Here is a 20,757-nt window from a genome sequence, read left to right as displayed (position 1 = left end):
CCGGATAAGGAGCTCGGCGCGCTCGGGAATGCATCTGGAGCCATGCCCGCGATCGCAATGCCCCATTGCTAGACGCCCGTCCCACACCGTATAAGGTCGCTTTCGCCCGCATGAAAGGAAGCTTCCGATGTTCAGTCTGAGCGAGCTCTACCGTTACCCGGTCAAATCCACCGCCTATGAGCCCCTGGAAGCCGTCCGACTGGACGCCCTCGGTCTGGAAGGGGATCGACGCTGGATGGTGGTAGATGCCGCCAATGGACGCTTCCTCACTCAGCGGCTGCTGCCGCAGATGGGTCGCATCGAGGCACGCTGGCAGGACGGCTTCGCCGCCTTGCGCTTGCGCGCGCCCGGCATGGATGACCTGCTGGTGGACGTGCCGGGCAGCGACGATAACCTGCGCGGCGTGCTGATCTGGCGCGACATGCTGCAGGTGCCCGATGCGGGCGATGCCGCCGCCCAGTGGCTGAGCGCTTTCCTCGGTCGGGATGTGCGCCTGGTGCAGATGCCTGAGCAGCGTGCGCGTCAGGTGGATGCGGCCTACGCCGAGCCCGGCGAGCATGTGCACTTCGCGGATGGTTTCCCGCTGCTGCTGATCGGCCAGGGGTCGCTGGACGACCTGTCTGCCAAAGTTGGCCGCCCGCTGGAAATGCTGCGCTTCCGCCCGAACCTGGTGGTCACTGGCGCTGAACCCTTTGCCGAAGACGGCTGGAAGCGCATCCGCATCGGCGAGGTTACCTTCAAGGTGGCCAAGCCCTGCTCGCGCTGCATCCTCACCACCATCGACCCGCATACTGGCGAGCGCGACCCGGAGCGCCAGCCGCTGGCGACGCTGCTCCAGTACCGTAACGTCAACGGCGATGCGCTGTTCGGCCAGAACCTGATTGCCCTGAACAGCGGCGAGCTGCGCGTGGGCATGGACGTGGAAGTCCTGGAGTAGGGCATGGCCAAGGCCCGGCGGCGCATAACGTGGAGCGTTGTGCGCCCTTGCTTCCAACGCTTGGATGAACATCTTTTGTAGGAGCGAGCTTGCTCGCGAACAGACTCGCCGGCAGCTCTGGCGTTGGGGCGGTTCGCGAGCAAGCTCGCTCCTACAGATAGCCGCAGGGCGTACAACCGTCGGCGGTTGTACGCCGTTACACCGAGCCCATCGCCAATGCCTTGCTCAGTCGGGCCCTGGGGCTGGTCTTACAGCTTGGCCTCGACGCAACCGGTGCTCTGGCACTCGCGCTCACGCTCACGCAGCACGGCCAGGCGCTCGTTGGTCTTGTCCACCGCGCACTGCAGATTGACGAAGTAGCCGCCGTCGCGCTCGTAGCTGCACTGGGCGTCGCGGTCCTTGATCCAGGCGATCTGGCTCTTCTTCAGCGCAGCCTTCTGCCCGTCGTTGAGCATCTTGCGCAGGGTGCCGAATTCATTGTTCAGCTCGCGGTCGACCTGGGCGTATTCGGTACTCAGGCAGTACACGCTGTCGAAGGCGTTGCGCGGCTTCTCGCAGGCGGCCAGGGCGAGGTTGGCACTGAGCAGGCCGGCGGCGAGCATGGTCAGGGAGAGAACGGTCTTGCGCATGGAAATTTCCTTTTTCCTTAGGAAATGAAAACCGCCCGGCGGATGCCGGGCGGGGGAGGGATCAGAGTTCGTCAAAGAAGCGTTCGTGCCAGTCGACAATGGGTTGCGGCGCGTTGAGCTTCTGCCCGTAGATCACCGCGTAGGACAGCACGTTCTGCACGTAGGCGCGGGTCTCATCGAACGGAATGGTCTCGACCCAGACGTCGAAGGCCAGGTGACGTGCATCCTTCAGCCACTGGCGCACGCGGCCGGGGCCGGCGTTGTAGGCGGCGGTGGCGAGCACGCGGTTGCCGTTGAACTGACCGTGCACCTGGCTCAGGTAGGCGGCGCCGAGCTGGATGTTCACATCCGGCACGATCAGCTGCTGCGGCGAGGCCAACGGGATGCCGAACTTGCGTGAAGTCTCCTTGGCGGTGGCCGGCATCAGTTGCATCAGGCCGGTGGCGCCGACGCCGGAACGCGCATCGGACATGAAGGCGCTTTCCTGGCGGGTGATGGCGAATACCCAGCTGGAGTGCAGGCCGCGGTTGCGCGCCTCGCGCACCAGGGTGTTGCGGTAGGCCATGGGGAAGCGGATATCGAGGTCGTCCCAGTACTTGGCCTGGCTGATCGCGCGGATGGCCGGGAAGTACCACTGCATGTCGTAGGCGATCTTCGCCTGGGCCAGCAGCTCGTCGTGGCTCAAGTGGCGGGCAGCGTGGTACCACTCGCGGCGGGCATTGATGATCTCGCCACGGGCGTAGAACTCCAGGGCGCGGCGGGTGCTCGGCGCGTTGCGCACGCGCTGCATCGTCGCCGCGTCCAGCGATACCGGGCGGTTGTTCAACTGGTAGGGAGCGTTGATCCGGTCCGCGGCCAGGAAGCCGTAGAAGTCACGCTCGCCGGCCACCGGCTGGTACAGGCTGACGGCCTGCTTGTTCTGCGGCTGCGCCAGTTGCAGCGAGCGCGCCTGCCAGTATTTCCAGCGATTGGTCTCGGCCAGCGACGGCGGCAGGGCGCGGGTCAGCTCGTAGGCTTCTTCCCAGCGGCCCAGGCGCAGCAGCAGGCGCAGGCGCCACTCGGTGACGGTGTCGTCGCGCAGTTGCGGGTCGTACTTGACCATCATCGGCAGCGCGCGCGGGTCATAGCGACGCGCCAGGCTCAGGCCGATCTCGCGGGCGATGGAGACTTTCTCGTCGCTGGAGAAGGGCAGCACCGAGCTGTAGTAGTCGAGCAGGCTGATGGCCTTTTCCGGATCCTGCTTGGCCAGGCGGCGCAGGCCGAGGCCGACCACGTCGGCGGTAGCGTGGTCGCGGGCGCCGAAGCGGGTGGTCTGGCTCAGCTGCGATGGATTCTGTGCCACGTTGACCATCAGCGCGCCCTGGCTGCCGAGGGTTGGCAGGCGCTTGGAGAGCACGCTGGCGAGGCTGTAGTTGCCCTTCTCGGCGGCCAGCTTCAGGCGCTTCCAGACCTTCTCTTCGGTGAGCTGGCCATCGGCCTGCCACATGGCAAAGGTAGTATCGCAGGCGTCCGGCTGCGGCTTGCCCACCAGCCAGAGTTTCTCGGCGGTGGCATAGCCCTCGGCCTTGTTGCCGTGGCCCAGCTGGTACTGGCCGTAGAGGCAGTCCAGCTCGGTGAAATTCATCTTCGGGTCGTAATAACGGACAAAGGTGTTCCAGTCGCCGCGGTCGGCCAGCTGGCGCATCCAGCGCAGTTTCAGCCAGTTGATCTGCGGCAGGTCGCCGTGCTGCTCGATGAAGCGCTCGATCTCAGCGTTGCTGGCGCTTTTCAGGCGGTTGGTCAGCTCGTCGTAGGCCAGGTACGGCTGCAGCGGATAATCGGCCAGTGCCGACTGGTAGCTGAAATACGGACCGCTGTCGCCGCGCGCCAGTGCCTTCTGCGCCTCGTCGTACATCTGGCGCTGTTGGGGCAGGGACGCTGCGTTGGCTGTCGAAGCAGACAGGCTGAGGATCAGGCAGGAAAACAGTGAGAAAAGGCGACCGCGCATGGCTCTTCCGGGAAGATGATCGGTGGGCGCTGGATGGCGCGCGCCCGCTGCCGGGTAGCTTAGCCTGTTGCGCGCGGGGGGTGAAAGCGCCGCCAGGGCTTGCCTGACTCAAAGGCGGACGAATATCTCGCTCCTGCACTTTGTCCGCACCCCTCTGACTTTTCTGCGCTTTCCCTTAAACTGCGCGCCCTGTTTTACGGAAGATGCCCTCATGACCCTGCTCAAGTTAACCGACGTGTCCCTCGCCTTCGGCACCACTCCGCTGCTGGATAAGGTGTCCTGGCAGATCGCTCGCGGTGAGCGGGTCTGCATCATCGGCCGCAACGGCACCGGCAAGTCGAGCATGCTCAAGCTGGTCAAGGGCGAGCAGAAGCCCGATGACGGTGATATCTGGCGCGCTCCGTCGCTGAAGATCGGTGAGCTGCCGCAGGAATTGCCGCGCGCCGATGACCGTACCGTCTACGACGTGGTCGCCGAAGGCCTGGCCGAAGTCGGTGAGCTGCTGGCGCAGTACCACCACCTGAGCATGCACATCGAAAGCGAAGAGGATCTGAACAAGCTGGCACGCGTCCAGCAGGACCTCGAAGCCCGCGATGGCTGGCGTCTGGGGCAACTGGTGGATACCACCCTGAGCCGCCTGCAACTGCCGGCTGACAAGACCCTCGCCGAACTCTCCGGCGGTTGGCGTCGCCGTGTGCTGCTGGCCCAGGCGCTGGTGGCCGAGCCTGACCTGCTGCTGCTCGACGAGCCGACCAACCACCTGGACATCGGCGCCATTGCCTGGCTGGAAAACGCCCTGGCGGACTTCCCCGGCGCGGTTCTGTTCATCACCCACGACCGCTCCTTCCTGCAGGCCGTGGCCACCCGCATCCTCGAGCTGGACCGCGGCCACCTGATCGACTGGAACGGCGACTACGCCAGCTTCCTGGTGCATAAAGAGCAGGAGCTGGCGGCGGAAGAGGCAGCCAACGCGCTGTTCGACAAGCGCCTGGCCCAGGAAGAAGTGTGGATTCGCCAGGGCATCAAGGCCCGTCGTACCCGTAACGAAGGCCGTGTGCGCGCGCTCAAGGCGATGCGCAACGAGCGCGCCGAACGCCGTGAGCGCCAGGGCAAGGCCAGTTTCCAGATGGAGACAGCCGAGAAGTCCGGCAAGCAGGTGATCGTCGTCGAGAAAGCCGGCTTCGCCCATCCGGGTGGCCCGGCGCTGATCCGTGATTTCTCGCTGGTGTTGCAGCGCGGTGACCGTATCGGCCTGCTCGGCGCCAACGGCACCGGCAAGACCACGCTGCTCAAGTTGCTGCTGGGCGATCTGCAGCCGACTTCCGGCAGCGTCAAGGAAGGCACCCGACTGGAAGTGGCTTATTTCGACCAGCTGCGTCACCAGCTGGAGCCGGAAAAGACCGTCATCGATAACATTTCCGAAGGTCGCGAATTCATCACCATCAACGGGCAGAATCGCCACGTCCTCAGCTACCTGGGCGACTTCCTGTTCTCCCCCCAGCGCGCCCGTACCCCGGTGAAGGCGCTCTCCGGTGGCGAGCGGGCACGCCTGTTGCTGGCGAAGTTGTTCAGCAAGCCGGCCAACCTGCTGGTGCTGGACGAACCGACCAACGACCTGGACGTGGAAACCCTGGAGCTGCTGGAAGAAGTGCTGCTGACCTTCGACGGCACCGTACTGATGGTCAGCCACGACCGGGCCTTCCTCGACAACGTGGTGACCAGCACCCTGGTGTTCGAGGGCGAAGGGCGCGTGCGCGAATTCGTCGGTGGCTACCAGGACTGGCTGCGTCAGGGCGGCTCGCCCAAGCTGCTCGGCGTGGGCGAGGAGAAGGGTGACAAGCCTGCTGCTGCTCCTGCTGCCGAGCAGCCGGCGGTTGTGAGTGCGCCGGTGGAAGCCGCGCCGAAGAAGAAACTGAGCTACAAGCTGCAGCGTGAACTGGAAGCCATTCCCGGGCAGATCGAGGCCCTGGAAGCGGAAATGGCCGCGCTGCAGGAAGAAACCGCGTCACCGGACTTCTACCAGCGTCCGCAGGACGAAGCCCAGGCCGCGCTCGCGCGCCTCGGTACCCTGCAGGAGGATCTGGACCGGTTGATCGAGCGCTGGGCCGAACTGGAAGAGTGATCCGTTCGGTCCGGTGATGTGCCCGTGCGTATCGCTGATCAAAGACTGTTAGGGATGGCCGAATGGCAATCGAGTACCGCATCACCCTGGATGATGAGCACGAGTTCAGTTACCGCATCGAGCTGGAGCGCCAGTACGACCCACATATAGCCGCCCAGACGCCACGCTGGACGCGCCTGGAGAACAACCGTTGCAGCAACTGCCCACTGAGTCCGGCGCAGTACAGCCACTGCCCGGCGGCGGTGGACCTGCACCGGGTGATCGAGGACTTTCGTGGTTTGCCGGCCTTCAAGAAGGTCTCGGTGCAGGTACGCACGCCGGAGCGTGAGTACATCAAGCACGCGGGGCTGGAGGAGGGCCTGCGCGCGCTGCTCGGCGTGATCATGGCCACCAGCGCCTGTCCGCTGCTGGGCAAGCTCAAGCCGATGGCGCAGCAGCACTTGCCGTTCGCCAGCAACCAGGAGTTCATCCTGCGCGCGGTGTCGCTGTACCTGATGCGTCAGTACTTCAACTTCCGTGAAGGACGGCATGCGGATTGGGAGCTGAAGGGGCTGGTGAAGCAGTTCCAGCAACTGCAACTGGTCAACCAGGCGTTCTGGCAGCGTATTCACGAAACCTGTGATGGCGACTCGAACCTGAAGGCTTTCCTCAGCTTCTTCTCCATGGCGTCGAGCATGAGCTATTCGCTGGAGGCGCAGTTGCAGAAGGTGCGGCCGCTGCTGATGAGCGGGGACATGCTCGGGGCCTGAAACGAAGCGGGCCCCGCAGGGCCCGCTGTCTACTCAGGTTGGCTCAGCTGGTTTTCTGCAGACGCACGGCGAGGACATCGCAGGGCGCACCGTGCAGGACGTCGTTGGCGGTGGAGCCCAGCAACAGGGCGAGGCCGTGGCGGCCGTGGCTGCCGACGACGATCAGGTCGCAATCCTGTTCATCGGCGAGGCGGTGGATCTCCTGGCGCGGCTGGCCATAGACCAGATGGCACTGGGAGCTGGTGATCTCGGCGTAGGTGAGGGTGAACTGGTGCAGGCGCTCCTTGGCCTGGTCGAACTGCTGTTGTTGCAGCATCGACAGGTCCATCGGCACATCGCCTCCGAAGGCCATGGCCATGGGCTCGACCACATGCACCGCCGAGAGCCGGGCGTCGTTGGCCTTGGCCAGTGCGACCGCTCGCTTCATCACCGGATCGCATTCTTCGGTAAGGTCGACGGCGACCAGAATGTGTTGGTAGGGCATGAGCGTCTCCTCCGGGGGACTCGTTATTAATCAGTATGGCCCCAATGGCCGTGCTTGACCTGTTTGACCGGTATAACCGATATGACCACGTGGATGGTAATTCTTCTCATCGCATTGGTGCTCAGCCCGCTGACCTGGCTGATCCCTTCGCGCGGTCAGCGTGGGCAGATGGACCTGCGCCTGCAGGCGCGGCGCCTGGGGCTGGCCATGCAGATGGCGCAGCAGGAGTGGCCGCACTGGCTGGAACGGCAGCCGCCGCGCCAGTGCGCGCAATACCACCGCGCCCGTGGAAAGAACCGCGATGCGTGGTGCTACTGGCAGAGCGAGCCGGGCGTCTGGCTGGATCGCTGGCGTGAGGCGAGCGCCCCTGCCGAGCTGGCCCAGGCGCTGGCCAGCCTGCCGAAAGACGTCTACATGGTCGAGGCGACACCCCAGTTCCTCGCGCTGTACTGGGGCGAGCGGGGCGACAGCAGCGACCTCGAGCGGGTCGCCACTTTTCTCAAACAGCATGCCTGAGGCGATCAGCTCTGCTGCGCGGCATAGAGACCGGAGACTTTCTCCAGGTCTTCGATGATGCGGTCGGAGTACTTGTTGATCAGGAAGGGCACGCTGTTCTGGTTGTAGTTCTGCAGCGATTTCTCGATGTAGCGCCACTTGATCGCCACGCCGCGCAGTTCCTGGCCGATCTCCGGGGTGGTCTGCGGCGCCTGTTGCAGCTTCACCAGGTTGATCGCGAAGCGGTTGGCCAGGTCATCCAGCGGGCGCTCCTCGCCGCCACCGAAGAAGCTGGCACCCACCGAGGCGTTGCGCGAGGCGTAGTCCACCGCGATATCCTGCATCAGCAGGCTCTGCTCGCGGGTTTGCTGGGTCAGCGGTGGGACCTTGCTGCCGCTTTCGTCCTGGATCTTCGCGTAGAGCTGCTCGGCGGTATCCAGTAGCTTGCGGTTCTGCGCGGCGAGGTCGGCCACCGGTTGCAGGTCGGTGTAGCCACTCTTGTCCAGTGCACCGGTGAGGGTATGCAGTTGGGCCGCATAGGCCTTCCACTCATCCTGCAGCTCGGTCTTGAGCTTCTTCGATTCGTTGCCGGGCATTTCCCCGAGCTTGCCCAGGGCGTCTGTGGCGCTCTGCGACGAGGCCTCGACCATCTTGGCGTACTTCTGGTCGCCCTCCATCGCGTTGAACATGAAGAAGTCGCCGAGGCTGCGCTGGGCGGCGAGGCGCGTCTGGTGGACGTTGAGCAGGTCGCTGGCGGCGTCGGCGACAGCGATGAGGGGCAGGGCGGTGAGCGCGAGCGCAGACAGCAGACGCACGAGCGGACGGCTGGGCATCGTTCCAACTCCTTGGAGCCATGGGCTTCTTGTTGTTTTGTATTGCACAGGTTCCAGGCGTCCGCCGGCATTGGCAGAAGGCAGATCGCCATTGCGCCCGACTCTAGCGCGGGCCATGGGGTTTGAACAGTGGCTGTCGGGACGTCGGTGCCAGGTAGCAATTGTCACGATAGGCGTGGTGAATAGCTTGTCAGGGTTGCGCTGAATGCTCCGGCCCAGACGCCCTGGCCGCTTTGCGACTGTTACGTCTCGCCGATTGACAAGCATTGGCTTTTGCTAGAAGGTGGGCGCACCCAAATCAAACGGGCGTATGAATCGAGCGTTTGCCACGTGCAACGACTCGGACAGAACGCCCCGGCTATCGCGTCGGCGGGTGTGCCGCAAGCTTTGGGACTAACCTCGGCACTGCCGAACGGTCCCGATACACGGTGTCCGACGCGTGATTTCAAGCTTCCCTAGCGTGGAGATCAGTTGATGATTTACCAAGGTAAAGCCATCACGGTTAAGGCTCTTGAGAGCGGCATCGTCGAACTGAATTTCGACCTCAAGGGCGAGTCCGTCAACAAGTTCAATCGACTCACCCTGAATGAACTGCGCCAAGCAGTCGATACCATCAAGGCCGATGCGTCCGTCAAGGGCGTGATCGTGACCAGCGGCAAGGGCGTGTTCATCGTCGGCGCCGACATCACCGAGTTCGTCGACAACTTCAAGCTGCCTGACGAAGAGCTGCTGGCCGGCAACCTCGAAGCCAACAAGATCTTCAGCGACTTCGAAGACCTCAACGTCCCGACCGTAGCCGCGATCAACGGCATCGCCCTGGGCGGCGGTCTGGAAATGTGCCTGGCTGCCGACTTCCGTGTCATGAGCGCCACCGCCAAGGTCGGCCTGCCGGAAGTGAAGCTGGGCATCTACCCGGGCTTCGGCGGCACCGTGCGCCTGCCGCGCATCATCGGTTGCGACAACGCAGTCGAGTGGATCGCCTCGGGCAAGGAAAACCGTGCCGAAGACGCGCTGAAAGTCGGCGCCGTCGACGCCGTCGTGGCCCCGGAGCAGTTGCAAGCTGCTGCCCTGGACCTGGTCAAGCGCGCCATTGCCGGCGAGCTGGATCACAAGGCCCGCCGTCAGCCGAAGCTGGAAAAGCTCAAGCTGAATGCCATCGAGCAGATGATGGCCTTCGAAACCGCCAAGGGCTTCGTTGCTGGCCAGGCCGGCCCGAACTACCCGGCTCCGGTCGAGGCGATCAAGTCGATCCAGAAAGCCGCCAACTTCGGTCGTGACAAAGCGCTGGAAATCGAAGCCCAGGGCTTCGTGAAACTGGCCAAGACCTCGGTTGCGCAGAGCCTGATCGGCCTGTTCCTGAACGACCAGGACCTGAAGAAGAAGGCCAAGCAGTACGACGAGATCGCCAAGGACGTGAAACTGGCTGCCGTACTGGGCGCCGGCATCATGGGTGGCGGCATCGCCTATCAGTCTGCCTCCAAGGGCACTCCGATCCTGATGAAGGATATCCGCGAAGAGGGTATCCAGATGGGCCTGAACGAGGCCTCGAAGCTGCTGGGCAAGCGCGTCGAAAAAGGCCGCATGACCCCGGCCAAGATGGCCGAGGCCCTGAACGCCATTCGCCCGACCATGTCCTACGGCGACTTCGGCAACGTCGACATTGTCGTCGAAGCCGTGGTCGAGAACCCGAAGGTCAAGCAGATCGTTCTGGCCGAAGTTGAAGGCGTCGTGAAGGAAGATGCGGTTCTCGCGTCCAACACCTCCACCATCTCCATCAACCTGCTGGCCAAGGCGCTCAAGCGTCCGGAAAACTTCGTCGGCATGCACTTCTTCAACCCGGTGCACATGATGCCCCTGGTCGAAGTCATCCGTGGCGAGAAGTCCAGCGACGTCGCCGTCGCCACCACCGTGGCCTATGCCAAGAAGATGGGCAAGAACCCCATCGTGGTGAATGACTGCCCCGGCTTCCTGGTCAACCGCGTGCTGTTCCCGTACTTCGGCGGCTTCTCCAAGCTGCTGGGCTTCGGCGTGGACTTCGTGCGCATCGACAAGATCATGGAGAAGTTCGGCTGGCCCATGGGCCCGGCCTATCTGTCCGACGTGGTCGGCATCGACACCGGCCACCACGGCCGCGACGTGATGGCTGAAGGCTTCCCGGACCGCATGGCCGTGGAAGGCAAGACTGCCGTTGACGTAATGTACGACGCCAATCGCCTGGGCCAGAAGAACGGCAAGGGCTTCTACGCCTACGAGACCGACAAGCGCGGCAAGCCGAAGAAAGTCACCGATCCGCAGGCTTATGAGCTGCTGAAGTCCATCGTCACCGAGCAGCGCGAGCTGAGCGACGAGGACATCATCAACTTCATGATGATCCCGCTGTGCCTGGAAACCGTGCGCTGCCTGGAAGACGGCATCGTCGAGACCGCTGCCGAGGCCGACATGGGCCTGATCTACGGCATCGGCTTCCCTCCCTTCCGTGGCGGTGCCCTGCGTTACATCGACTCCATCGGTGTGGCCGAATTCGTCGCACTGGCCGACAAGTACGCCGACCTGGGTGCGCTGTACCACCCGACCGCGAAGCTGCGTGAAATGGCCAAGAACGGCCAGAAGTTCTTCGGTTGAGTGCGCAACGAATAGAGCGAGAGTGAATTTATGAGCCTGAATCCGAGAGACGCCGTCATTGTCGACTTCGGCCGCACCCCGATGGGCCGTTCGAAGGGTGGCATGCACCGCAACACCCGCGCGGAGAACATGTCCGCGCACCTGATCAGCAAGCTCCTGGAGCGCAACCCGAAGATCGACCCGGCGGAAGTCGAGGACGTGATCTGGGGCTGCGTGAACCAGACCCTGGAGCAGGGCTGGAACATCGCGCGCATGGCGTCGCTGATGACCCAGATCCCGCACACCAGCGCCGGCCAGACCGTCAGCCGCCTCTGCGGTTCGTCCATGAGCGCCCTGCACACTGCCGTGCAGGCGATCCAGACCGGCAACGGTGACGTCTTCGTCATCGGCGGTGTGGAGCACATGGGCCACGTCGGCATGATGCACGGCGTCGACCCGAACCCGCACATGTCCCTGTACGCTGCCAAGGCGTCGGGCATGATGGGCCTGACCGCAGAGATGCTGGGCAAGATGCACGGCATCACCCGCGAGGCGCAGGACAAGTTCGGCGTGCGTTCGCACCAGCTGGCCTGGAAAGCGACCCAGGAAGGCAAGTTCAAAGACGAAATCATCCCGATGGAAGGCTACGACGAGAACGGCTTCCTGAAGGTCTTCGACTTCGACGAAACCATCCGTCCGGAAACCACCCTGGAAAGCCTGGCGGCCCTGAAGCCGGCGTTCAACCCGAAAGGTGGCACCGTGACCGCGGGTACTTCCTCGCAGATCACCGACGGCGCTTCCTGCATGATCGTCATGAGCGCCCAGCGCGCCCAGGACCTCGGCGTGCAGCCGATGGCCGTGGTTCGTGCCATGGCCGTGGCAGGCGTTGATCCGGCGATCATGGGCTACGGCCCGGTTCCGTCGACCAACAAGGCGCTCAAGCGCGCCGGCCTGACCATCAACGACATCGACTTCTTCGAGCTCAACGAAGCCTTCGCCGCACAGGCCCTGCCGGTGCTGAAGGACCTCAAGATCCTCGACAAGATGGAAGAGAAGGTCAACCTGCACGGCGGCGCCATCGCCCTGGGTCACCCGTTCGGCTGCTCCGGTGCTCGTATCTCCGGCACCCTGCTGAACGTGATGAAGCAGAACAGTGGCACCCTGGGCGTGTCCACCATGTGCGTGGGCCTCGGTCAGGGCATCACCACCGTCTTCGAACGCGTCTAAGCTTTCGTCGATGGGAGAGCCGGGGCCTTGTGCCCCGGCTTTCGTTTTTGTCAGGTGGGGATTGCCCGGCGGCCGCGCAATCAGCACAATCGCCGCCTTTTGGCCGGCCGAGGGGGAACCGACATGCACTTGCAGCCCGGACTGTATCGACATTACAAGGGACAGCAGTACCGCGTGCTCGGTGTCGCCCGGCATTCGGAGACCGAGGAAGAGCTGGTGATCTACCAGGCGCTGTACGGCGAATTCGGTCTCTGGGTGCGCCCGCTGAGCATGTTTACCGAAGCGGTGGAAGTGAACGGAGAACGGCTTCCGCGCTTTGCTCTGGTGAGCGCCGAGAACGATCCGTTGGGTCTTTCGACTGGTCCGTCCGGCGAAACCCAAGCTTGACCTTGGCGCGACCGCCACTATATATAGCGGTGCCGCTCCTAGCTCCTCCCTCCTTATAAATTCATCTTTTCGACGCAGGAATCTTCCGATCCATGGGTAAATCGCTGGTCATCGTGGAATCACCGGCCAAGGCCAAGACCATCAACAAGTACCTGGGCAACCAGTACGTGGTGAAGTCGAGCATCGGCCACATCCGCGACCTGCCCACCAGTGGCTCGTCTGCGTCGAAGGAGCCTGCGGCGAAAGCGCGCAAGACCGCTTCGGAAGCGCCGGCCCTGTCGCCCAAGGAAAAGGCCAAGCGCCAGCTCGTCACCCGCATGGGTGTCGACCCGGAGCACGGCTGGAAGGCCAAGTACGAGATCCTGCCCGGCAAGGAAAAGGTGATCGAGGAACTGCGCCGTCTGGCCAAGGATGCCGACACCATCTATCTCGCAACCGACTTGGACCGCGAAGGGGAGGCCATTGCCTGGCACCTGCGCGAGGCCATCGGCGGCGACGACTCGCGCTACAAGCGCGTGGTCTTCAACGAAATTACCAAGAAGGCCATCCAGGAGGCCTTCTCCCAGCCCGGCGAGCTGGATATCAACCGCGTGAATGCCCAACAGGCGCGCCGCTTCCTCGATCGCGTGGTGGGCTACATGGTCTCGCCGCTGCTGTGGGCCAAGATCGCCCGCGGCCTGTCCGCTGGCCGCGTGCAATCCGTTGCCGTGAAACTGGTGGTCGAGCGTGAGCGCGAGATCCGCGCCTTCGTCCCGGAAGAGTACTGGGAAGTGCACGCCGACCTCGGCACGCCGAAAAACGACAAGGTCCGCTTCGAAGTCGTGCGCGAGAAGGGCGAAGCCTTCAAGCCGCTGAACGAAGCCCAGGCCACTGCTGCCCTGGAGAAGCTCAAGGCCTCCAGCTACAGCATTGCCAAGCGCGAAGACAAGCCGACTTCCAGCAAGCCCTCGGCGCCGTTCATCACCTCCACCCTGCAGCAGGCTGCGAGCAACCGCCTGGGCTTCGGGGTGAAGAAGACCATGATGATGGCCCAGCGTCTCTACGAAGCCGGCTACATCACCTATATGCGTACCGACTCGACCAACCTGTCGGCCGATGCCATCGACATGGTGCGCGGCTTCATCGACAGCGAGTTCGGCAAGAAATACCTGCCGGCCAAGCCTAACTTCTACTCCAGCAAGGAAGGCGCCCAGGAAGCGCACGAAGCGATTCGTCCTTCCGACGTCAACCTGCGTCCGACCCAGCTGTCGGGCATGGAGCGCGACGCCGAGCGCCTGTACGACCTGATCTGGCGCCAGTTCGTGGCCTGCCAGATGCCGCCGGCCGAGTACCTGTCCACCACCGTCAGCGCCGCTGCCGGTGACTTCGAGCTGCGCGCCAAGGGCCGTATCCTCAAGTTCGACGGCTACACCAAGGTGCTGCCGCAGCAGAGCAAGCCGGGCGAGGACGATGTCCTGCCGGAAATGAACCAGGGCGATGCCATGAAGCTGCTCAAGCTCGATCCGAGCCAGCACTTCACCAAGCCGCCGGCGCGCTTCTCCGAAGCCAGCCTGGTCAAGGAACTGGAAAAGCGCGGCATCGGCCGTCCGTCCACCTACGCGGCGATCATCTCCACCATCCAGGAGCGCGGCTACGTCACCACCCACAACCGCCGCTTCTACGCGGAGAAAATGGGCGACATCGTCACCGACCGCCTCAACGAGAGCTTCTCCAACCTCATGGACTACGGCTTCACCGCCGGCATGGAAGAGAACCTCGATGACGTGGCTCAGGGTGAGCGCGACTGGAAAAACGTGCTGGACGAGTTCTACGGCGACTTCCGCAAGAAGCTCGACCTGGCCGAAGCCTCCAACGATGGCATGCGCGCCAACCAGCCGACCCTGACCGACATCCCCTGCCGCGAGTGCGGCCGGCCGATGATGATCCGTACCGCGTCCACCGGCGTGTTCCTCGGCTGCTCGGGCTACAGCCTGCCACCCAAAGAGCGCTGCAAGGCGACCGTGAACCTGATTCCGGGCGACGAAATCGCCGCGGATGACGAGGGCGAGTCCGAATCCCGCGTATTGCGCGGCAAGCATCGTTGCCCGATCTGCAGCACCGCCATGGATGCGTATCTGGTCGACGAAAAACGTAAACTGCACATCTGCGGCAACAACCCCGATTGCGCCGGCTACGAGATCGAGGAAGGCCAGTACCGCATCAAGGGCTACGAAGGCCCGAGCCTGGAATGCGATAAGTGCGGCAGTGAGATGCAGCTCAAGACCGGCCGCTTCGGCAAGTTCTTCGGTTGCACCAACCCGACCTGCAAGAACACCCGCAAGCTGCTGAAGAGCGGCGAGCCCGCGCCGCCGAAGATGGACGCCATCCGCATGCCGGAACTCAAGTGCGAGAAGGTGGACGATATCTACGTACTGCGTGACGGTGCTTCCGGCCTGTTCCTGGCCGCCAGCCAGTTCCCGAAGAACCGCGAGACCCGTGCTCCGCTGGTTGCCGAGCTGGTGCCGCACAAGGAAGAACTGGATCCGAAGTACCACTTCCTGCTCTCCGCTCCGGCGAAAGACCCGGATGGCCGCCCGGCGGTGATCCGCTTCAGCCGCAAGACCAAGGAGCAGTACGTGCAGTCCGAGGTCGACGGCAAGCCCACCGGCTGGCGTGCGTTCTTCGACGGCGGCAAGTGGAAGGTCGAAGACAAGCGCTGATGGAAGGCGCGCCCCGCTGAGGCGGGGCGTGCTTATACTGCCGAAGTCGACTGCAGAGGGCCCGGTCATGGCGAACGAACTCTATACCCGCACCAACCAGAAACTGTTCTTCGCCGGCCTGGCCCTGGAAGCCTGGCGCAGCGCTGAAGCCGCGCGCGCGATGAACGCCCAGGCGCGTATCCAGGCCGAGCGCGAAGCGGCGCTGTTCCATCTCTACGGAGCGGTGCTGGGCGTGGCCCATGAAATCGCCGGCTACTACCGCCTGCCCCAGGCCGGTGCGCCGCGCGTCGATATGCTGCTGAACGCCCAGGTGCTGGCTGCCGCTCCGAGCCCGGAGCTGGCGGAAATGGTCGAACTGGCGCAAGCGCCGGAAGCCTGGCTGGGCCGCCTGTTGGCTGCCTATGCCGAGCTGTTCCAGCCGCCGAGCGAGCCGAAGAAAGCCAAGGTCGATCCCACTCAGCCGCTGATCCAGGCGGTGAATGTCGACGACCAGCCTCCGGTCGAGCTGGGCAATGACGAGCTGGAAGCCTGGCGAAAATCCTTGAAGGATCTGGTGCTGCGCTTCCGCGCATCGCTCACCGAGCTCTGATCCCTGCCTCACGGCGTGCCGGCCTTCCGGTCGGTCCGCGCAAGCTTTGGCTAGGGTGTAGCGAATGTGGCTGTTACACTACGCGTTCTGCTGTGGAGAACGTCGCTATGCCAACCTCATTTCTGGAAATTGTCGAGCTGCCTGACGGGCGCATTGTGCTGCGTCGTGCGGACGAGGAGGAGGCGCTGGTGACCCTGGAGTTCTCTGCCGATGCCAAGGGCTTCCTGCAGGGCCAACACATCGAGATCGCCAAGGCGATGTTCAATGTCGGTGTACAGATGGCTGGTCGTCTCGCCGAAGGTGGCGACATGAGCATGGACGACGAAGGCCCTCGCGTCCTGCACTGAGTTCTTCCGCTTCGCCGCGTTCGCGGCGAAGCTTCTCGCTCCAATCAACCCAGACGAATATTCAGGCTCTGCGCCTGGCCGGCGACGGCAGCGCGGGACAGTTGCGTGCGCGCTTTCGCGCTGAGGTTCAGCCAGCTCACCACGGTGTGGCTGTTGCCCAGGCGCAGCGCTTCGCAGGCCAGCGCATGCGCTGCGGCCTGGTCGCGGGCCGGTAGCAGCAGGATGCCCTGGCGGTTCAGGCCGGCCTTGCGCAGCCAGTCCGGCGTCAGGCTGGACGGCGGGGCGATCAGGGTCAGCCAGCGCGAGTCACTTTCCTCGCTCAGTTCGCGGAGCATCGGCGCCAGTAACATCAGGCATTGGCCGGGGAGGCCGCGCAGGGCAATTTCGCTGAAGGCGCTTTCATCGGCGATGGGCTCTTCTTCCATCAGCTCTGGGAGCAGGGGAGCAGTACCGCTTGCCCAGAGTGCTTCCTGGAACAGCGGGAGTTGCGGCAGGTTCTGCGGCTGCGGGTACTGCATGGATGTCTCCTGTTAGCGACGGATCACGCCGACGCTCAAGCCTTCGATGACCAGTTCCTGTTCCTTGAGATCGACCTCGATGGGGGCGAACTCCGGGTTCTCGGCAAGCAGCCAGACCTTGCTGCCTTCGCGCTTGAAGCGCTTCACCGTTACCTCTTCACCCAGGCGGGCAACCACGATCTGGCCGTTACGCGCCTCGCGGGTGACATGCACGGCGAGCAGGTCGCCATCCATGATGCCGACGTCCTTCATGCTCTGGCCGCGCACACGCAGCAGATAGTCGGCCGGCGGGTTGAAGAAGGTGGGGTTGATCCGACAGGTGTCGTCGACGTTCTGCTCGGCGAGGATCGGCGCGCCAGCGGCGACGCGGCCGATGATCGGCAATTCGTCGTCGTTGGCGGCAGTCTTGGGCTCGAAGCCGGGGATGCGAATGCCACGGGAGGCGCCCGGGGTCATTTCGATGGCGCCTTTGCGGGCGAGGGCCTTCAGGTGCTCCTCGGCAGCATTGGGCGACTTGAAGCCGAGCTCCTGGGCGATTTCCGCGCGGGTGGGCGGGTAGCCGTTGGCTTCCAGGCAGCGTTTGATGAAGGCGAGGATCTCGGCTTGGCGCGGCGTGAGCTTCAGCATGTCCATACTCTGGCTTTTTATACAGTGCCTGGGATTATATACAGTGATGGCGGGCTGGCAATGCTTTTATTGGCCGCGGCTGTCAGTGGAACGTTCGTGCATGTAACCTTTGGTCTTTGGCAAGCGTCTTGCTGTCTTCTTATTTAGGATAAGTACGGTGTCTCGTCGCATTGCCATGATATTGGTAACAATCCATCGCACTTTGCTTGACAATACAAGACGCTGAAACGTATGTTTCAAACAAGTGTTTGTCAGGCGGAGTAGCCATGGCCCAGTCGGAAACCGTCGAACGCATCCTGGATGCTGCGGAACAGTTGTTCGCGGAGAAAGGCTTCGCCGAAACTTCTTTGCGTCTGATCACCAGCAAGGCGGGGGTGAACCTCGCGGCGGTGAACTATCACTTCGGCTCGAAGAAGGCGTTGATCCAGGCAGTCTTCTCGCGCTTCCTCGGCCCGTTCTGCGCCAGCCTTGAAAAGGAACTGGATCGCCGCCAGGCCAAGTCCGATGCGCCGCGCGCTACCCTGGAAGAGCTGCTGGAACTGCTCGTGGTCCAGGCCATGGCGGTGAAGCCTCGTAGCGGCAACGACCTGTCGATCTTCATGCGCCTGCTGGGTCTGGCCTTCAGCCAGAGCCAGGGCCATCTGCGCAAGTACCTCGAAGAGGTCTACGGCAAGGTGTTCCGCCGCTACATGCTGCTGGTGCATGAATCCGCGCCGCGCCTTCCGCCGCTGGAGCTGTTCTGGCGCGTGCACTTCATGCTGGGTACCGCCGTGTTCAGCATGTCCGGCATCAAGGCACTGCGCGCCATGGCCGAGAACGATTTCGGCGTGAACACTTCCATCGAGCAGGTGATGCGCCTGATGGTGCCGTTCCTTGCTGCCGGCATGCGTGCCGATAGCGGTGTGAGCGATCCGTCGCTGGCCGGTGCCCAGCTCAAGCCGCGCACCAAGTCGAGCGCCGCACAGGCTCCCGCCAAGGTCTGATCCGGGCCCGGCTTCGCGCTGGGCTGCGCCGGCCCGATCGGCTACAGTAGCCGGCCATGGCTGATCTTGATCTTCTCCATATCTCCCTTGCTGACCAGATGCTCTACGGCTTTGCCGCGGGGCGTCTTGTCGTGCGTGTTCCGGTATCCAGCGCCGCCAACGGCGCGGGAGAGCGCAACGGCTCCGGCCGCACGCCGCGCGGCTTGCACCAGGTCCGTGCACGTATTGGCGAGGGCTTGCCCAAAGATGCGGTCCTGAAGGGGCGACGCTGGACCGGCGAGACCTGGTCGGCCGAGCTTAACGAGGCCTTTCCCGGTCGCGACTGGATACTTACGCGCATCTTGTGGCTCAGTGGCTGCGAACCGGGGCGCAATCGGATGGGGGAGGTCGATACTTTCCGTCGCTACATCTACCTGCACGGCACGCCCGACTGCGAGCCCATGGGCATGCCGCTGTCCCACGGCTGTATCCGCCTGCGCAATGACGACCTGCTGGAACTCTTCCCGCGGGTGCCGCTCCATTGCCGGGTCAGAATCGAAGAGGCCGACTGTCCCGACTGGCAGGCGGCGCAACTGAATTGAAAGGAATGCACATGCAAGGCTCCCTGATGCTCGACATCGGCGGCACCTGGCTGACCGCCGAGGACCGTCAGATCCTGCGCCACCCGGAAGTCGGTGGCCTGATCATCTTTGCCCGCAACATCGAGTCGCCGCGCCAGGTGCGCGAGCTGATGGAGGCTATTCGCGCAGTACGCCCCGACCTGCTTCTGGCCGTAGACCAGGAGGGGGGGCGCGTGCAGCGTCTGCGCCAGGGCTTCCTGCGCCTGCCGGCGATGCGTGCCATTGCCGATAATGCCAACGCCGAACGACTGGCCGAGCAGTGCGGCTGGCTGATGGCAACCGAAGTGCTGGCGGTTGGGCTCGACCTGAGCTTCGCCCCGGTACTGGACCTGGATCACCAGCGCAGCGCCGTGGTCGGCAGCCGCGCTTTCGAAGGCAACCCGGAGCGCGCCGTTACGTTGGCGGGTGCGTTCATTCGTGGCATGCGCGCTGCCGGCATGGCTTCCACCGGCAAGCACTTCCCCGGCCACGGTTGGGCGGAGGTGGATTCCCACGTGGGGATTCCCGAGGACGAGCGCACGCTGGAGCAGATTCGGGCTGTGGATCTGGTCCCATTCCAGCGCCTGTCCGGCGAACTGGATGCGTTGATGCCGGCCCATGTGATCTACCCGCGGGTCGACCCGAACCCAGCAGGCTTCTCGCGCCGCTGGCTGCAGGACATCCTGCGCGGAGAATTGGGCTTCGGCGGGGTGATCTTCAGTGACGATCTGTCCATGGCCGGCGCCCACGTGGTCGGCGATGCCGCCAATCGCATCGAGGCCGCGCTGAGCGCTGGCTGCGACATGGGCCTGGTGTGCAACAACCGCGCCTCCGCCGAACTGGCCCTGAGCGCCCTGCAGCGCCTCAAGGTCACTGCGCCACAGCGCCTGCAACGTATGCGCGCCAAAGCCTGGCCGGGCATCGAATACAAGCAGCTGCCGCGCTGGCAACAAGCCGTCGGCGAGTTGCGCGCCGCACAACTGATCGATTAATTGCAATCTGCCGCGCGTCGGCATGACGGCGTTGGAAGGCTGGCTCGGGCTGCACATTGATGTGTGGTCCGATCCAGCCTTCCGCCTTGTTCTGCGCTAGCTCGCGAGATTGCAGGAATAAATTGAGGATAGAAGCATGACTGTCTACGCCATCATCGGCGGCACTGGCCTGACCCAGCTGGAAGGGTTGACCCTGAAGGACGCCATCGAACTGGACACGCCTTACGGCGCGCCTTCGGCGGCCATCCAGCGTGGCGAGTTTGCCGGCCGCGAGGTGCTGTTCCTCGCCCGTCACGGCCATCCGCATCGCTTCCCGCCGCACCAGGTGAACTACCGCGCCAACCTCTGGGCACTGAAGCAGGCCGGCGCCGAAGCCATTCTGGCGGTGAACGCTGTGGGTGGTATCCACGCGGCCATGGGGAGCGGCCATCTCTGCGTGCCGCACCAGATCGTCGATTACACCTGGGGCCGCGAGCACACCTATTTTGCCGGTGACATCGAGCATGTCACCCACATTGACTTCAGCCATCCCTATGACGAGGCGCTTCGGCTCAAGTTGATCGCCGCCCTGCAGGCGCTGGGCTTTGCGTACAGCAGCCATGGCGTGTATGCCGCGACTCAGGGCCCACGTCTGGAAACCGTGGCGGAAGTCGCCAAGCTGGAGCGCGATGGTTGCGACATCATCGGCATGACCGGCATGCCCGAAGCCGCACTGGCTCGTGAGCTGGACCTGCCTTATGCCTGTCTGTCGCTGGTGGTGAACCCGGCAGCTGGCAAGTCCAGCGGCATCATCACCATGGCCGAGATCGAGCAGGCGCTGCACGAAGGCATCGGCAAGGTGCGCGAGGTATTGGGGCGCGTGCTGGTGAGCTGATGGAGGACTTGTAGGAGCGAGCTTGCTCGCGAACCGCCTGGCACCGTGCCTTGCAGGTTCGCGAGCAAGCTCGCTCCT

Annotated in this window: 20 protein-coding genes; 14 read left to right on the top strand and 6 right to left on the bottom strand. The window is 63.8% G+C overall.

Going from position 1 to position 20,757, the window contains the following annotated elements:
* Positions 1 to 127: 127 nt before the first annotated feature.
* A complete protein-coding gene (locus ACNFH5_RS07525) occupies positions 128 to 937 on the top strand; it encodes an MOSC domain-containing protein (RefSeq protein ID WP_416745022.1) in 810 nt (269 codons plus the stop codon).
* A gap of 248 nt (positions 938 to 1,185) precedes the next feature.
* On the opposite strand, the gene ACNFH5_RS07520 is transcribed toward ACNFH5_RS07525, so the two are convergent.
* On the bottom strand, positions 1,186 to 1,566 hold the full coding sequence (locus ACNFH5_RS07520; RefSeq protein ID WP_416745021.1) for a lysozyme inhibitor LprI family protein: 381 nt from the start codon (positions 1,564 to 1,566) through the stop codon (positions 1,186 to 1,188).
* 61 nt (positions 1,567 to 1,627) lie between these two features.
* On the bottom strand, positions 1,628 to 3,553 hold the full coding sequence (locus ACNFH5_RS07515; protein WP_416745020.1) for a transglycosylase SLT domain-containing protein: 1,926 nt from the start codon (positions 3,551 to 3,553) through the stop codon (positions 1,628 to 1,630).
* Positions 3,554 to 3,764: 211 nt separating this feature from the next.
* On the opposite strand from ACNFH5_RS07515, the gene ACNFH5_RS07510 reads away from it, so the two are divergent.
* Positions 3,765 to 5,675 (top strand): ATP-binding cassette domain-containing protein, encoded by a 1,911-nt coding sequence (locus ACNFH5_RS07510; protein ID WP_416745019.1) that lies wholly within the window; start codon positions 3,765 to 3,767, stop codon positions 5,673 to 5,675.
* A 62-nt stretch (positions 5,676 to 5,737) separates the two neighbouring features.
* Positions 5,738 to 6,424 carry a DUF6901 family protein gene (locus ACNFH5_RS07505; protein ID WP_416745018.1) on the top strand — a complete coding sequence of 229 codons (687 nt, stop codon included), beginning with the start codon at positions 5,738 to 5,740 and terminating at the stop codon, positions 6,422 to 6,424.
* A 43-nt stretch (positions 6,425 to 6,467) separates the two neighbouring features.
* Here ACNFH5_RS07505 and ACNFH5_RS07500 read toward each other — a convergent pair whose 3' ends face one another.
* Entirely contained in the window at positions 6,468 to 6,908 is a 441-nt protein-coding gene (locus ACNFH5_RS07500; protein ID WP_024766849.1) for a universal stress protein, read from the bottom strand.
* Positions 6,909 to 6,989: 81 nt separating this feature from the next.
* Between ACNFH5_RS07500 and ACNFH5_RS07495 the strand changes: the two genes are divergently transcribed.
* Entirely contained in the window at positions 6,990 to 7,424 is a 435-nt protein-coding gene (locus ACNFH5_RS07495) for a hypothetical protein (protein ID WP_348586859.1), read from the top strand.
* A gap of 5 nt (positions 7,425 to 7,429) precedes the next feature.
* Here the strand turns inward: ACNFH5_RS07495 and ACNFH5_RS07490 are convergent, their stop codons facing one another.
* On the bottom strand, positions 7,430 to 8,236 hold the full coding sequence (locus ACNFH5_RS07490) for a hypothetical protein (RefSeq protein WP_416745017.1): 807 nt from the start codon (positions 8,234 to 8,236) through the stop codon (positions 7,430 to 7,432).
* Positions 8,237 to 8,710: 474 nt separating this feature from the next.
* Between ACNFH5_RS07490 and fadB the strand changes: the two genes are divergently transcribed.
* The 6 genes from fadB (at position 8,711) to ACNFH5_RS07460 (ending at position 16,086) form a co-directional block, all read left to right on the top strand.
* Positions 8,711 to 10,858 carry a fatty acid oxidation complex subunit alpha FadB gene (gene fadB / locus ACNFH5_RS07485; RefSeq protein ID WP_416745016.1) on the top strand — a complete coding sequence of 716 codons (2,148 nt, stop codon included), beginning with the start codon at positions 8,711 to 8,713 and terminating at the stop codon, positions 10,856 to 10,858.
* 30 nt (positions 10,859 to 10,888) lie between these two features.
* Positions 10,889 to 12,064, top strand: a complete 1,176-nt coding sequence (gene fadA / locus ACNFH5_RS07480) for an acetyl-CoA C-acyltransferase FadA (RefSeq protein WP_081519444.1) — start codon at positions 10,889 to 10,891, stop codon at positions 12,062 to 12,064.
* Positions 12,065 to 12,187: 123 nt separating this feature from the next.
* Positions 12,188 to 12,451, top strand: a complete 264-nt coding sequence (locus ACNFH5_RS07475; protein WP_416745015.1) for a DUF1653 domain-containing protein — start codon at positions 12,188 to 12,190, stop codon at positions 12,449 to 12,451.
* A 92-nt stretch (positions 12,452 to 12,543) separates the two neighbouring features.
* Positions 12,544 to 15,150, top strand: coding sequence for a type I DNA topoisomerase (topA, locus tag ACNFH5_RS07470; RefSeq protein WP_416745014.1), 2,607 nt, complete (start codon positions 12,544 to 12,546; stop codon positions 15,148 to 15,150).
* Between the two features lie 67 nt (positions 15,151 to 15,217).
* Positions 15,218 to 15,739: a DUF6586 family protein gene (locus ACNFH5_RS07465; protein ID WP_416745013.1), complete on the top strand. Its 522-nt coding sequence runs from the start codon at positions 15,218 to 15,220 to the stop codon at positions 15,737 to 15,739.
* Between the two features lie 107 nt (positions 15,740 to 15,846).
* Entirely contained in the window at positions 15,847 to 16,086 is a 240-nt protein-coding gene (locus ACNFH5_RS07460) for a hypothetical protein (protein WP_045211682.1), read from the top strand.
* Positions 16,087 to 16,130: 44 nt separating this feature from the next.
* Here the strand turns inward: ACNFH5_RS07460 and sulA are convergent, their stop codons facing one another.
* A complete protein-coding gene (sulA, locus tag ACNFH5_RS07455) occupies positions 16,131 to 16,604 on the bottom strand; it encodes an SOS-induced cell division inhibitor SulA (RefSeq protein ID WP_416745012.1) in 474 nt (157 codons plus the stop codon).
* A 12-nt stretch (positions 16,605 to 16,616) separates the two neighbouring features.
* Positions 16,617 to 17,231: a transcriptional repressor LexA gene (gene lexA, locus ACNFH5_RS07450; protein ID WP_416745011.1), complete on the bottom strand. Its 615-nt coding sequence runs from the start codon at positions 17,229 to 17,231 to the stop codon at positions 16,617 to 16,619.
* A gap of 266 nt (positions 17,232 to 17,497) precedes the next feature.
* Here lexA and ACNFH5_RS07445 point away from each other — a divergent pair, with 266 nt between their 5' ends.
* The 4 genes from ACNFH5_RS07445 (at position 17,498) to ACNFH5_RS07430 (ending at position 20,679) form a co-directional block, all read left to right on the top strand.
* Positions 17,498 to 18,214 carry a TetR family transcriptional regulator gene (locus tag ACNFH5_RS07445; protein WP_416745010.1) on the top strand — a complete coding sequence of 239 codons (717 nt, stop codon included), beginning with the start codon at positions 17,498 to 17,500 and terminating at the stop codon, positions 18,212 to 18,214.
* Positions 18,215 to 18,270: 56 nt separating this feature from the next.
* On the top strand, positions 18,271 to 18,795 hold the full coding sequence (locus tag ACNFH5_RS07440; protein ID WP_416745009.1) for a L,D-transpeptidase family protein: 525 nt from the start codon (positions 18,271 to 18,273) through the stop codon (positions 18,793 to 18,795).
* An 11-nt stretch (positions 18,796 to 18,806) separates the two neighbouring features.
* Positions 18,807 to 19,805 (top strand): beta-N-acetylhexosaminidase, encoded by a 999-nt coding sequence (gene nagZ, locus ACNFH5_RS07435; protein ID WP_416745008.1) that lies wholly within the window; start codon positions 18,807 to 18,809, stop codon positions 19,803 to 19,805.
* Between the two features lie 136 nt (positions 19,806 to 19,941).
* On the top strand, positions 19,942 to 20,679 hold the full coding sequence (locus tag ACNFH5_RS07430; protein ID WP_416745007.1) for an S-methyl-5'-thioinosine phosphorylase: 738 nt from the start codon (positions 19,942 to 19,944) through the stop codon (positions 20,677 to 20,679).
* Positions 20,680 to 20,757 lie beyond the last annotated feature (78 nt).

It is taken from the genome of Pseudomonas sp. NY15435, from assembly GCF_048068295.1.
In the GTDB taxonomy this organism is placed as follows: domain Bacteria; phylum Pseudomonadota; class Gammaproteobacteria; order Pseudomonadales; family Pseudomonadaceae; genus Pseudomonas.
Note: the sequence above shows the minus strand (reverse complement) of the source record. Positions and strands in the feature narration are given on the sequence as shown.